This window comes from Agrobacterium tumefaciens (genome assembly GCF_013337285.1).
GTDB classification, from domain to species: domain Bacteria; phylum Pseudomonadota; class Alphaproteobacteria; order Rhizobiales; family Rhizobiaceae; genus Agrobacterium; species Agrobacterium burrii.
Genome location: NZ_SUPW01000001.1, coordinates 533,765 through 546,288 on the forward strand (window position 1 = coordinate 533,765; position 12,524 = coordinate 546,288).

At 60.0% G+C, this 12,524-nt stretch carries 12 protein-coding genes; all 12 read right to left on the minus strand.

Features of this window, described 5'->3' with window-relative positions; all coding sequences use genetic code 11:
* Window positions 1-50: 50 nt before the first annotated feature.
* Window positions 51-2,189 (minus strand): sodium-translocating pyrophosphatase, encoded by a 2,139-nt coding sequence (locus tag FCH38_RS02585; RefSeq protein ID WP_149897871.1) that lies wholly within the window; start codon window positions 2,187-2,189, stop codon window positions 51-53.
* 223 nt (window positions 2,190-2,412) lie between these two features.
* Complete coding sequence (locus tag FCH38_RS02590; protein ID WP_174372745.1) at window positions 2,413-3,636, minus strand: MFS transporter; 1,224 nt, start codon at window positions 3,634-3,636, stop codon at window positions 2,413-2,415.
* Window positions 3,637-3,657: 21 nt separating this feature from the next.
* Window positions 3,658-4,155, minus strand: a complete 498-nt coding sequence (nusB, locus tag FCH38_RS02595; protein ID WP_046798873.1) for a transcription antitermination factor NusB — start codon at window positions 4,153-4,155, stop codon at window positions 3,658-3,660.
* Between the two features lie 4 nt (window positions 4,156-4,159).
* Window positions 4,160-4,606 (minus strand): 6,7-dimethyl-8-ribityllumazine synthase, encoded by a 447-nt coding sequence (locus FCH38_RS02600; RefSeq protein ID WP_236776538.1) that lies wholly within the window; start codon window positions 4,604-4,606, stop codon window positions 4,160-4,162.
* A 165-nt stretch (window positions 4,607-4,771) separates the two neighbouring features.
* Window positions 4,772-5,404: a LysE family translocator gene (locus FCH38_RS02605; RefSeq protein ID WP_149897874.1), complete on the minus strand. Its 633-nt coding sequence runs from the start codon at window positions 5,402-5,404 to the stop codon at window positions 4,772-4,774.
* Window positions 5,405-5,685: 281 nt separating this feature from the next.
* Window positions 5,686-6,297, minus strand: coding sequence for a riboflavin synthase (locus FCH38_RS02610; RefSeq protein ID WP_174372746.1), 612 nt, complete (start codon window positions 6,295-6,297; stop codon window positions 5,686-5,688).
* Entirely contained in the window at window positions 6,297-7,541 is a 1,245-nt protein-coding gene (ribD, locus tag FCH38_RS02615; RefSeq protein ID WP_174372747.1) for a bifunctional diaminohydroxyphosphoribosylaminopyrimidine deaminase/5-amino-6-(5-phosphoribosylamino)uracil reductase RibD, read from the minus strand. Before ribD ends, FCH38_RS02610 begins: the two co-directional genes overlap by 1 nt.
* 2 nt (window positions 7,542-7,543) lie before the next feature.
* Window positions 7,544-8,023 (minus strand): transcriptional regulator NrdR, encoded by a 480-nt coding sequence (nrdR, locus tag FCH38_RS02620; RefSeq protein WP_003496675.1) that lies wholly within the window; start codon window positions 8,021-8,023, stop codon window positions 7,544-7,546.
* A 12-nt stretch (window positions 8,024-8,035) separates the two neighbouring features.
* Window positions 8,036-9,325, minus strand: coding sequence for a serine hydroxymethyltransferase (gene glyA, locus FCH38_RS02625; RefSeq protein WP_149897877.1), 1,290 nt, complete (start codon window positions 9,323-9,325; stop codon window positions 8,036-8,038).
* 188 nt (window positions 9,326-9,513) lie between these two features.
* Entirely contained in the window at window positions 9,514-10,845 is a 1,332-nt protein-coding gene (locus FCH38_RS02630) for a L,D-transpeptidase family protein (RefSeq protein ID WP_149897879.1), read from the minus strand.
* 375 nt (window positions 10,846-11,220) lie between these two features.
* Complete coding sequence (gene ldtR, locus FCH38_RS02635; RefSeq protein ID WP_169539083.1) at window positions 11,221-11,730, minus strand: transcriptional regulator LdtR; 510 nt, start codon at window positions 11,728-11,730, stop codon at window positions 11,221-11,223.
* Between the two features lie 234 nt (window positions 11,731-11,964).
* Window positions 11,965-12,402 (minus strand): DUF6163 family protein, encoded by a 438-nt coding sequence (locus FCH38_RS02640; RefSeq protein ID WP_174372748.1) that lies wholly within the window; start codon window positions 12,400-12,402, stop codon window positions 11,965-11,967.
* Window positions 12,403-12,524 lie beyond the last annotated feature (122 nt).

Here is a 12,524-nt window from a genome sequence, read left to right on the forward strand (position 1 = left end):
GGCCCGGGGACTTCTCCCCGGGCCTTTTTGTATGTCAATGCTGCAAGCCCTCAGTGGGCAAGAACCGCGAGCAGCAGCAGCGCCACTATATTGGTGATCTTGATGGCCGGATTGACGGCCGGGCCGGCGGTATCCTTGTAAGGATCACCGACGGTATCGCCCGTCACCGACGCTTTGTGAGCGTCCGAACCCTTGACGTGACGCACACCATCCTTGTCGATGAAGCCGTCCTCGAAGCTCTTCTTGGCATTATCCCAGGCGCCGCCGCCTGATGTCATGGAAATCGCCACGAACAGTCCGTTGATGATGACACCGAGCAGGGACGCTCCGAGCGCTGCAAAGGCTGACGCCTTGGAGCCCGAGATCAGCAGCACGCCGAAATAGACGACGAGCGGGGCCAGAACCGGCAGAAGTGACGGGATGATCATTTCCCGGATTGCCGCTTTCGTCAGCAGGTCCACGGCCTTGCCATAGTCCGGCTTTTCCGTTCCGGCCATGATGCCGGGTTTTTCGCGGAACTGGCGGCGAACTTCCTCAACGATGGCACTTGCAGCCTTGCCCACCGCCGTCATGGCGATGCCGCCGAAGAGATAGGGGATAAGGCCGCCGAACAGCAGACCGGCAACGACGTAAGGATTGGCGAGGCTAAAGGAAATCTCGCCGATATCCTTGAAGTACGGATAGGTATCGCCATTGGCGGCGAAATAGGACAGGTCGTTGGAGTAAGCGGCAAACAGCACCAGCGCGCCGAGACCGGCAGAGCCGATGGCGTAACCCTTGGTGACCGCCTTGGTGGTGTTGCCGACAGCATCCAGCGCGTCGGTCGCCTTGCGGACGTCAGGATCGAGACCGGCCATTTCGGCAATGCCGCCGGCATTGTCCGTGACCGGGCCGAAAGCGTCGAGCGCGACGATCATGCCCGCCAGCCCAAGCATGGCGGTGACGGCGATGCCGGTGCCGAACAGGCCCGCGAGCTGGTAGGTGCCGATAATGCCGCCGACGATGACGATGGCCGGCAGCGCCGTCGATTCCAGCGAGACCGCAAGCCCCTGAATGACGTTGGTGCCGTGGCCGGTAACCGATGCCTGGGCGATGGAGTTGACCGGGCGCTTGTTGGTGCCGGTATAATATTCGGTGATGACGACGATCAGCGCCGTTACCACCAGACCGAGCAGACCGCAGAGGAAGAGGTTGGTGCCGGTGATCTCCATTCCGGCGACCGTGCCCACTGTTCCCCAACCGACCGTCGCATAGGTGGCGACCGCAAGGCCGGCGACCGAGAAGATACCGGTGGCGATCAGCCCCTTGTAAAGCGCGCCCATGATGGAATTGTTGGTGCCGAGCTTGACGAAGAAGGTGCCGGCAATCGAGGTCAGGATGCAGGCGCCGCAAATCGCCAGCGGATAGACCATGGCGCTTTCCAGTATCGGCGTTCCCGCAAAGAAGATCGCGGCGAGAACCATGGTCGCCACAACAGAGACGGCATAGGTCTCGAACAGGTCGGCCGCCATGCCGGCGCAGTCACCAACATTGTCGCCGACATTGTCGGCGATCGTTGCCGGGTTGCGGGGATCATCCTCCGGAATACCTGCTTCGACCTTGCCGACGAGATCGCCGCCGACATCTGCGCCCTTGGTGAAGATGCCGCCGCCGAGACGGGCGAAGATGGAGATCAGCGAGGCGCCGAAACCGAGCGACACCAGCGCGTCGATCACCTCACGCGAGCCGGCCGGGTGGCCCATCACCGAAGTCAGGATGTAATAATAGATGGAGACGCCGAGCAGCGCGAGACCCGCCACCAGCATGCCGGTGATGGCGCCCGACTTGAAGGCGATATCGAGGCCCGCGCCAAGGCTGTGCGAGGCTGCCTGCGCGGTGCGCAGATTGGCGCGCACGGAGACATGCATGCCGACGAAACCGGCTGCCCCTGAAAGAACCGCGCCGATGAGGAAGCCGATGGCCGCCATGGCCGACAGCAGATACCAGGCCAGAATGGCGACGATCAGTCCGACGATGGCGATGGTGAGATATTGACGGGTGAGATAAGCCTGTGCGCCTTCACGGATATAACCTGCTATTTCACGCATACGCTCGTTGCCCTGATCGGCATCGAGAACACTCTTGGTCGCCCATACCGCGTAAACCACGGACAGGATACCGCATAAAATTACTATGGGTATTACGGTCATGCGCACTTACCTCCCAAAAGGCCGGGTCTCACTCCCTCCCCGGCGTGACGAACCATCTGCGTGAACCTGAAGCACGATCGCCCGTGCACAAGGCTCTCTCCGGGCCATTTGTTCCCCTCCCAAGGAAAAACGACCTGCGCGGCAAGATTGCGTTGGCGAAAGGTGCGGCGTCAAGCCCACAAATTTGCCTGAAACATGAAAGGGCTAGAGAACGAACGCGACTTCACGCAGCGTTTTTGCGCTGCCTCAGCAGCAGCGACAAAACGAGCAGCAGGCAAAGGCCCGCAACCGGCCAGATGACAAGGTTCATCACCGACCAGCCCCATGCCGTAAACACCTTGCCGGAAGAGAAGGATGACAGCGCCACCGTGCCGAACAGCACGATATCGTGGAAGCCCTGCACCTTGTCCGCCTCATGTGGCCGGTAGCTTGACGTGATGATGGCAGTTGCGCCGATGAAACCGAAATTCCAGCCAAGCCCGAGGAGAATCAGCGCCGCCCAGAAATTCCACAATTCGATGCCCATATGGGCAACGATGGCGCAGGCCATCAGCACGATAAGGCCGACTGCCACGATTTTTTCCGCACCGAATCGGGAAATCAGCATGCCGGTGAAGAAGCTGGGAGCGAACATGGCCAGAACGTGCCACTGGATACCGAGCGTGGCGAGTTCGGTGGGGAAACCGCAGCCGACCACCATGGCAAGCGGCGCGCCGGTCATCATGAAGGTCATCAAGGCGTAAGAACCGATGCCGCAGATCATGCCGGTGATGAAACGCTGTGTGCGGACGATTTCCGACAGCGGGCGCACGGCCTCCGTATGGATAGATGCGGCCTTCGGGTCGGGCAATTTCAGGAATGCCAGAATGGCGATCGAGACGAGACCGAGCGGCACCAGTGCGATGAACGCGCCGGCAAAAGTGACCGGTGCGAGCAGGTCCTTGCCGAGGATAGCCAGTTGCGGCCCGACGATGGCCGAAATGATGCCGCCTGCCAGAATCCAGGAAATAGCCTTCGGCTTGTAGAAGGATGGCGATGCATCGGCTGCGGCGAAACGTATTTTCTGCGTGAAGCCGCCGGAGATACCGATCAGCAGCAGGCCGACGGCAAACAGCCAGAAATCAGAGCGGAAGAGCGCCACCGCGGCGATGCCGCCGCCGATCGAGCACATCAGCGCGCCGACCATGAACCCGGCCTTGCGGCCGAGGAACCGTGAGGCCGCCGCAACGCAGATGGCGCCGAGCGCCACGCCGATATTGAAGCCTGTGAGCGGCGCGGTTGCCAGTGACTTGTCGGCGCCGAGCAGCTGATAACCGGCAAGCGCGCCGACCGAAAAGCTTAAAGGCGCGGCCGATCCCATGATCGCCTGCGCCATGGTCAGAAGGAAGACGTTGCGCTTCGCCTCGTCCAGTTGAACTTCAAGCCCGGGGACGGAAACGGCGCTCATGTCTTCCTCACCTAATGTATTTTAGCGTTTTGCCTCGCCGCGCACCTGCTTGGCAATGCGGTCAAGCACCGCATTCACCAGCTTCGGCTCGTCGTGTTCGAAGAAAGCACGGGCGATTTCGACATATTCCGTGACAATGACGGCAACCGGCACGTCATTGCGCTCGAGGATTTCGAATGTGCCGGCGCGCAGGATGGCGCGCACGGTGGCGTCGAGACGCGACAGCGGCCAGTCTTCCAGAAGGGCGGAACGCACCAGGGGGTCGATCTTCGTCTGGTCACGGACGACGCCGGAGACGATGGAGCGGAACCACGACGGATCGGCCTTCAGGTAGGTATCGCCATCGACTTCCTGGCCGAGACGGTGCGCCTCATATTCGGCCACCACTTCCATCACGCCTGTGCCACCGACATCCATCTGGTAGAGCGCCTGCACGGCCGCAAGGCGAGCCGCGCCGCGCTGGTTGGCCGGCTTTACCGAAGGCTGGCGCGGTTCGCCGCCATTATCAACATTCGACATGCGCTCAGCCACCCAGTTTTTTCTTCAGTTCGATCATGGTCAGCGCCGCACGGGCAGCAAAACCGCCCTTGTCCTTGTCGGAACGGCGAACGCGGGACCATGCCTGCTCGTCATTTTCGACAGTCAGGATGCCGTTGCCGATCGGCAGCGATTCGCTGACGGCGAGGTCCATCAGGGCGCGGGAGGATTCGTTGGAAACGATATCGAAGTGATAGGTCTCGCCACGAATGACCATGCCGAGCGCGACGAAACCGTCATATTCCGTGCCGTCATTGTCGGCACCGTCCAGCGCCATGGCGATGGCGGCGGGGATTTCGAGCGCGCCGGGAACGGTGATGACGTCATAGGTAGCGCCTGCCTCATCAAGCGCAAACTTCGCGCCTTCGAGAAGGGCGTCCGCCATATCGTCGTAAAAACGTGCTTCCACGATAAGAAGATGAGGTTTGGACATAAGATTTTCCTGAAAAGGTTCGCGCCGGATCATACCGGCTTTTGCGGCGGTCAAACCACGACTGGCTGTTTTTGGCAAGTAATTTCATAAATCGCACGCACAGGACGCCGCGTTTGCGGGGCGTTTTGCCGAAGTTTATACCTTATCCGAAGCGGCTTGCAAAAATCAGGTTTTCTGGAAAGCGAGGTGGATGCCCAGCCCCATCAGCACCGTTCCCGCAGCGCGTCGGGCAATCACCTGCACGGCGCTTGAACGCTTCAGACGCCCAACCATGGCACCGGCCAGAAGCACGCCGACAAGATCGGCGGAGGAAAAAATGAAGTTGACGGCGATGCCGAGGATCAGCAATTGCAGCCAGACCGGAAAGGCCGCCGCCGGATCGACGAATTGCGGCAGGAAGGCCAAAAAGAACAGCGCTGTCTTCGGATTGAGTACATCGACGATGATGCTGTCGATAAAGGCCCGGCGTGCCGATTTCGGTTCGATAGTCAGATTAACCGCTTCGCCTTCCAGCTTGCTGCGCAGCATCGAGAAGCCGAGCCAGATGAGATAAAGCGCGCCGCAGAGCTTTACCGCCAGATAAAGCCACGGCACCGCCTGAAACAGCACGGAAAGCCCTGCCGCAGAAGCAACGATGTGGACATAGCAGCCGACATGGATGCCAAGCACCGCCATCAGCCCGGCAAACCGGCCACGCGCCATGGTTTGCGCCGCCGCGTAAAGCATGGCCGGGCCGGGAATATAGGCAAACAGGGCGGTGGTGATGAAAAAGGCTGTCAGCAGCTCAAAAGACGGCATGATGTGTTCCCCTACCCCGTTTGGCTCGCAATCGATTTCAAACGGCCGAATGACGTCTTTACAATCTTTCCGGTTCGACCGGAAGTGCGGCCGTGACGAACGCCCGATGGGGAGCAAGCCCGTTCCTCCCCTCCCGTCATTCCGGCCCTGAGCCGGATTCCAGCCGCCACGCGTCTGCGCGTCGGGAACAGCCTTTTCAGCCCAAGGACCTGGGCTGGCTGGATACCGACTCAAGGCCGGTATGACGGAGGAGAAAGTGTCAGCCTCGGCGTACTATCGGACTACGCCGAGGGAAATTCCGCAAGCCTTGCGGCGTAACGCGCCATCGTATCGACTTCGAAATTGACGAAGTCGCCCGGCTGGCGCTCGCCCCACGTCGTCACAGTCAGCGTGTGGCGGATCAGCAGCACGTCGAAATCCGTGCCTTCGACCGCGTTGACGGTGAGCGAGGTCCCGTCCAGTGCGATGGAACCCTTGGGTGCAACGAATTTCGCCAGATGGTCCGGCGCGCGCAGGCGGATACGCACGGCCTCGCCCTCCGGCTCCACGGACAGGATTTCCGCCTTGTCATCGACATGGCCGGAGACGATGTGGCCGCCAAGTTCGTCGCCGATCTTCAGCGCCCGCTCCAGATTGACATGGGTGCCCTTTTGCCATCCGGCAATCGTCGTCAGGCGCAGCGCCTCTTCCCAGGCTTCGACCTCATACCAGCGCTCATTGCTGCCGTCTTCCGGCAATCTCGTCACCGTCAGGCACACGCCGCCATGGGAGATCGATGCGCCCATATCGATGGTCTTGGGATCGTAATTGGTCGCCACCCGCAAACGAATTCCCTCGGCCAGAGCTTCCAGCTCGGACACGGTTCCAACGTCGGTGACAATTCCGGTAAACATCAAAGCGGCCTTTCATAATCGAAGCAGCGATCCGGCCCATAGGCCGTTTCGCTGACCAGAACATAATCGCCCGTGATATCGGCACGGCGGAGCGGTGTTTCAATGCCGCCTTCGCCGATCACGACCGAGCTTTCGAACAGCATGATACGGTCCACCAGCCCGGCTTCAAGGAATGATTTTGCTGCAAACGCGCCGCCTTCGACCAGAAGTTCCGACATGCCGCTATCGGCGAGGGTGTGGAGGAGGGATTCGAGCGATGGTGCTTCGAGGATTTGGATGCCGGCTTTGGTGAGGAGTTGGCGTCGGTGGTCGGGGTTACCCCCCTCTGTCCTGCCGGACATCTCCCCCACAAGGGGGGAGATCGATGGAGCGGCGTATTGCCCGACATCAACAGCTGGAGAATGAGACCCCGACTCAAAATTTGAGCGAGCGGACAGCCCCTTGCCGATCTCCCCCCTTGTGGGGGAGATGCCCGGCAGGGCAGAGGGGGGTAAAGCGGCAACCACCACCGGAACTTCACGCGCACTCCGCACCAGCTTCGACGTCAGCGGCAATTCAAACTGGCGGTCCAGCACGATGCGCACCGGCGAGCGCTGCTCCATGCCGGCAATGCGCACCGTCAGCTCCGGATCATCCGCAATAGCGGTGCGAATACCGACGAGAATGGCATCACAACGCGCCCGCAGCTCATGGACGGCATGGCGAGCCTCAGGCCCGGTGATCGCCACCTGCCCCTCGCCCTGCCTGCCGATCATCCCATCGGCGGAAATTGCAAGTTTCAGAATCACATGCGGGCGTTTTTTCATCTGACGTGTGAGGTAACCGGCAAGCGCTCGCTTACCCTCATCACGCAGCAGGCCGGTCTCCACGACAATGCCGGCATCACGTAAAATCGTATAACCACGACCGGAAACGCGCTCGTCCGGATCGTCCACCGCCACCACGACACGGGCGACGCCGTATTCCACAAGAGCGTTGGCACAGGGCGGGGTTTTGCCCCAGTGCGAGCATGGTTCAAGCGTCACATAGGCGGTCGCGCCACGAGCAGCATCGCCGGCGATTTCCAGCGCCTGGCGCTCGGCATGCGGGCGGCCGCCAGTGGCCGTCACCGCTTCGGCAATGATTTTCCCGTCTTTAACGAGAACACAGCCCACGGAGGGATTGGTAAGCGTCTGGCCCTGGTGGCGAAGCGAAACCTCGATTGCCCTTGCCATGAATCTTTCGTCATCGGCACGGCTCGTCACGGCTAGACTCCGGCGTCCGTATCGCGGGCGATCTTGGCGTTGATTTCGGCAATCACGTTTTCAAAATCCTCGGCATGGCTGAAATCGCGATAGACCGAGGCGTAACGCACGAAGGCCACGTCATCGAGACTTTTCAGCGCTTCAAGAACCTGCAGGCCAATTTCTTCCGAGGGAATTTCCGTCTCGCCGGAGCTTTCGAGACGACGAACGATGCCGGAAACGGCCCGCTCGATCCGGTCGCGGTCGACCGGGCGCTTGCGCAGCGCGATCTCGAAGGATCGCACCAGCTTTTCCCGGTCGAAGGGCAGCTTGCGGCCGCTTTTCTTGATGACCATCAACTCGCGCAGTTGCACGCGCTCATAGGTCGTAAAGCGGCCCCCGCAATCGGGGCAGATGCGCCGCCGACGGATGGAGGTGTTGTCCTCCGCCGGACGCGAGTCCTTGACCTGTGTGTCTTCGGAACCGCAGAATGGGCAGCGCATCGTCTTTTTTCCTTACATGTACGGGTACATCGGGAAACGGTCGGTCAGGCCGACGACCTTTTCACGTACCGCAGCTTCGACGGAGGCATTGCCCTCGTCCGAATTGGCAACCTTCAAGCCGTCGAGAACCTCGACGATCAGCTTGCCGATTTCGCGGAATTCCGCTTCCTTGAAACCGCGCGTCGTGCCGGCCGGCGTGCCAAGACGGACGCCGGATGTGACGAAGGGCTTTTCCGGATCGAAAGGAATGCCGTTCTTGTTGCAGGTGACGTAAGCGCGGCCGAGTGCTGCTTCCGCACGCTTGCCGGTGGCGTTCTTCTTGCGAAGGTCGACCAGCATCAGGTGGTTGTCGGTGCCGCCGGAGACGACATCCAGACCGCCTTCGATCAGGGTTTCTGCCAGCGCCTTGGCGTTCTTGACGACCTGTGCGGCATAGTCCTTGAACTCTGGCTGCAAAGCTTCACCGAAGGCCACTGCCTTGGCGGCGATGACGTGCATTAGCGGGCCGCCCTGCAGGCCGGGGAATACGGCGGAGTTGAACTTCTTGGCCAGATCCTCGTCATTGGTGAGGATCATGCCGCCACGCGGGCCGCGCAGCGACTTGTGCGTCGTCGTCGTTGCAACATGGCAATGCGGGAACGGCGACGGGTGCTGGCCACCGGCAACGAGACCGGCGATGTGGGCCATGTCGACCATCAGGTAAGCGCCGACTTCATCGGCGATCTCGCGGAAGCGCTTCCAGTCCCAGATGCGGGAATAAGCGGTGCCGCCGGCGAGGATCAGCTTCGGCCGGGTTTCCTTGGCCTTGCGCTCTACTTCATCCATGTCGAGCAGGTTGTCGCCTTCGCGCACGCCGTAGGAAACGACGTTGAACCATTTGCCGGACATGTTGACCGGCGAACCGTGGGTCAGGTGACCTCCCGAGTTCAGGTCGAGACCCATGAAGGTATCACCCGGCTGCAGGAGCGCGAGGAACACGGCCTGGTTCATCTGCGAACCGGAATTCGGCTGGACGTTGGCGAAGTTGACGCCGAACAGCTTCTTGGCGCGCTCAATGGCAAGCTCTTCAGCAATGTCGACGAACTGGCAGCCGCCATAATAACGCTTGCCCGGATAACCTTCCGCATATTTGTTGGTCATGATCGAACCCTGCGCTTCAAGCACGGCGCGGGAAACGATGTTTTCCGAGGCGATCAGTTCGATCTCGTGGCGCTGGCGACCCAGTTCCTTCTCGATCGAGCCGAAAATATCCGGATCAACTTCGGCAAGCGGACGGGAGAAGAAAGCATCTGTGTTCGACATGGTGAAGGCTCCTGAAACAGTAATGCGATGGCGTCTTAGCGTTCCGCCCGGACAAGAGCAATACGAGGTGCGAGATTTGCCCGTCAAAACGCGACGTTGCGACAAAAAACGGCAGCTGTTTTCAGAAAATCGTCAAGAAAAAAGCCGCACCCGAAGATGCGGCCTGTTTTCATCGATAAAAGCGCAGATCAGTTGCGCGGCAGAAGGTCGTCATCAACAGGGCCGGCCGGCTGCTCGATGCCGGTGGTGGTGTTGAGCGCCAGTTCGGCGTTGCCGTCCTTTTCATAGATATCGTCGCGGAACTGCACCACGCCGTCCTTCGCCGACCATGCGGTGATGTAGACGAAATAAACAGGCACTTCCTGCGCCAGCTTGATCGGCGTGTTGACGCGGGTGGCGATGACGCGCTCCATTTCCTGACGCGACCAGCCGGGCGTGTCGCGCAGCAGCCAGCTTGTGAGGTCGCGCACATTCTGCACGCGCACGCAGCCGGAGGATTCGAAACGCATCAGCTTGTTGAACAGGCCCTGCTGCGGCGTGTCGTGCATATATTCGTTGTTCGGATTGTGGAAGTTGATCTTCGTCGAAGACATGGCGTTGATCTTGCCGGGGTCCTGGCGGAACATCAGGTTCGGGGCCTTCGGCGCGAACCAGTCGACCGCGGTCGGCGGCACTTCCTGTCCCTTGCCATCGATGAGGCGGATATTGTTCCGCTCCAGATAGGTCGGGTCCTTCTGCATCAGCGGCACGATATCCTTCTCGATGATCGAGCGCGGCGCGGTCCAGTAAGGGTTGAGGATGACCTCGTAGATCTTGGAATTGATGACATGCGTCGGGCGGCTGGCGCGGCCGACGACGGCCGTGTTGCGCAGGACGACGCGTTCATTCTCCACCGCTTCGATGGCGGCGGCCGGAATATTGACCATCAGGTGACGCGGGCCGAGATCGCCCGACATGGACTGGATGCGCACGAGGTTGGTCTGCAATTGCGCCAGACGAATCTGGGCCGAAACATTAAGCGCCTTGGTGGTATATTCACCGCTGACACCATCGGCGGGAAGACCATGGCGAGCCTGGAAGCGTTTCAGCGCACCATCGACGTAACTATCGAAGGCGCTGGAAATGCCGGCCTCGCGCGGCAGGTCGCCGGATACCATCAGTCGCTGGCGAAGCGCCTGTACGGAGGGGTCCGAGACGCCAATCTGAAGACGCTGCTGGCTGACGGGCACATCCGGCCAGCCGCCATTCTGCACGATCTGCTGATATTGCATGATCGCCTGCTGCATGTAGACAGGCGCTTCCCGTCCGAGAACCGGATTGTTGGAGACCACGCCGACGGCGGAACGCGACGTATTGGCGTCGAACTGGTCATCCCAGTTGCCGCGGCGTGACGAACCCATGAGGTCGTTCAGCGCATTTTGCGCCAGCGCCGGCGCGGCAAGCGCTGCGACACCAACGGAAACGGCTGAGCGCAGAAGCGCGCGGCGCGATACGGAATCGGAAACGGATTTCTTTGTCATTCTACCTACCAGCCACTCTCTTCGGCATTCTCAACAATGCCTAAATCAATATGATTAACAAACACGTACAACGTGCCTGCCGGCCGGTAATGCTCGAGGCCCAAGGGTCTGGGCGCTACAGTCTGGCGGAACAGTCGGGACTTGCCGCGACAGCAGGAGAAACAGCCGGCTCCCTCACCCTTGCCGGTCCCATATCAATATGGCCAATTCGTGTCACGCGCCTTTTCTCACAAAGCTGTGTTGCCTGAAAATAAAGGCGAAGGCCCGGATAAGGCAACGGGCTTGACATGAAAAACAAGCGTCGGCGTTGCGCGGAATCCGCAAGCCGGAGGCAAAGCGATGCCCCCGGCTTAAACAGTGAAACCGTCGCGGATATTAGAGACGATAAGCGATCGAGTCGTTCCAGAAGCGATCGAGGCGCTGCAGCAGCTTGTTCATTTCGGAGAACTCGCCGGTGCCGATGCCGCCGACCTTTTCGATCGAGCCGACGTGGCGTTCATAAAGGCGGGCAACCGTTTCGGCGATGGCCTGGCCTTCTTCAGTCAGGCTGATGCGGACCGAGCGGCGGTCGACACGCGAGCGCTGGTGGTTGATGAGACCGAGATCGACCAGCTTCTTGACGTTGTAGGAAACGTTCGAGCCGAGGTAATAACCGCGGGAACGAAGTTCACCGGCCGTCAATTCGGAATTGCCGATGTTGAAAAGCAGGAGCGCCTGTACGGCGTTGACGTCATCACGACCCTGACGATCGAACTCGTCCTTGATGACATCGAGGAGGCGGCGGTGGAGACGTTCCACCAGGTGCAGCGACTCCATGTAGAGCGAACGGATGGTATCTTCGTGTGCGTCGGCAACAACGGCCTGCGGCTTAACTTTGCTATTGATCATGACTGCCTCACTGTTTTGTTTGGCGGTGTGTTTGTTTGTCTCCCGCCTTGAGTGAGAACCTAATCAATGCGCATAAAATTCTACTTAAAAGCTACGATTAACAAATGGTTACCTGCATTTTCCCTGGAGGGGCCAACTTGTGGCGAAGCGGGAATGGCCAGAGCTCATCTATTATAAATCAATGACTTAGCGATAAAAAACAGCCGAAAATCAGGCCCAATTGCTTTATTCTTATGGTAAATCAATTCTTGCGCGTTCTTCATTCTGGCGGTGATCCAGCCAGAAAGCGACCAGAAATAGTATATAAATGGTTGCCACGAGGCCGTGCATGACGGGTACCAGCGTGTTGGCGCCAAAGATATGTGGCCATACCTTATACATGGCGATCTGCGCGCCTGCGCCCATGACCCACATGACGGCGCCCCAGGAGGCGCCAAGCCAGAGACCGAGTGCCGCGACCGGGAAAATGACTGCAAGCGCGCTGCCCGCCACCCGCCAGGGCAGGTTCAGCATATCGAACCGCCCCTGCCCGCCCAGCGAGTACCCCGTGAGCATTGCCCAATATTGCAGGCCGAACCAGAAACAGGAGACCGCGACCAGTCTCATGAAGACCAGAAAGAGGATTTCCGTAAGCGGGAGCTTCGGCAGAGGTTGAGAATCAGGTTCCATGGCCGGAAGATACGGTCTCGACGGGCGGGCGACCAGCCCATATTGAATCCGCTGGCTCGTCTTGTCAAAGCAGCATCGCCCGTTCATGGCGGGTGTGGAACCGCAGGACCTTCGAGGGGCCG

Excerpts from the sequence above, each read along its gene's own strand:
- FCH38_RS02585 (WP_149897871.1), bottom strand. The coding sequence starts at position 2,189 with ATGACCGTAATACCCATAGTAATTTTATGCGGTATCCTGTCCGTGGTT.
- FCH38_RS02590 (WP_174372745.1), bottom strand. The coding sequence starts at position 3,636 with ATGAGCGCCGTTTCCGTCCCCGGGCTTGAAGTTCAACTGGACGAGGCG.
- nusB (WP_046798873.1), bottom strand. The coding sequence starts at position 4,155 with ATGTCGAATGTTGATAATGGCGGCGAACCGCGCCAGCCTTCGGTAAAG.
- FCH38_RS02600 (WP_236776538.1), bottom strand. The coding sequence starts at position 4,606 with ATGTCCAAACCTCATCTTCTTATCGTGGAAGCACGTTTTTACGACGAT.
- FCH38_RS02605 (WP_149897874.1), bottom strand. The coding sequence starts at position 5,404 with ATGCCGTCTTTTGAGCTGCTGACAGCCTTTTTCATCACCACCGCCCTG.
- FCH38_RS02610 (WP_174372746.1), bottom strand. The coding sequence starts at position 6,297 with ATGTTTACCGGAATTGTCACCGACGTTGGAACCGTGTCCGAGCTGGAA.
- nrdR (WP_003496675.1), bottom strand. The coding sequence starts at position 8,023 with ATGCGCTGCCCATTCTGCGGTTCCGAAGACACACAGGTCAAGGACTCG.
- glyA (WP_149897877.1), bottom strand. The coding sequence starts at position 9,325 with ATGTCGAACACAGATGCTTTCTTCTCCCGTCCGCTTGCCGAAGTTGAT.
- FCH38_RS02630 (WP_149897879.1), bottom strand. The coding sequence starts at position 10,845 with ATGACAAAGAAATCCGTTTCCGATTCCGTATCGCGCCGCGCGCTTCTG.
- FCH38_RS02640 (WP_174372748.1), bottom strand. The coding sequence starts at position 12,402 with ATGGAACCTGATTCTCAACCTCTGCCGAAGCTCCCGCTTACGGAAATC.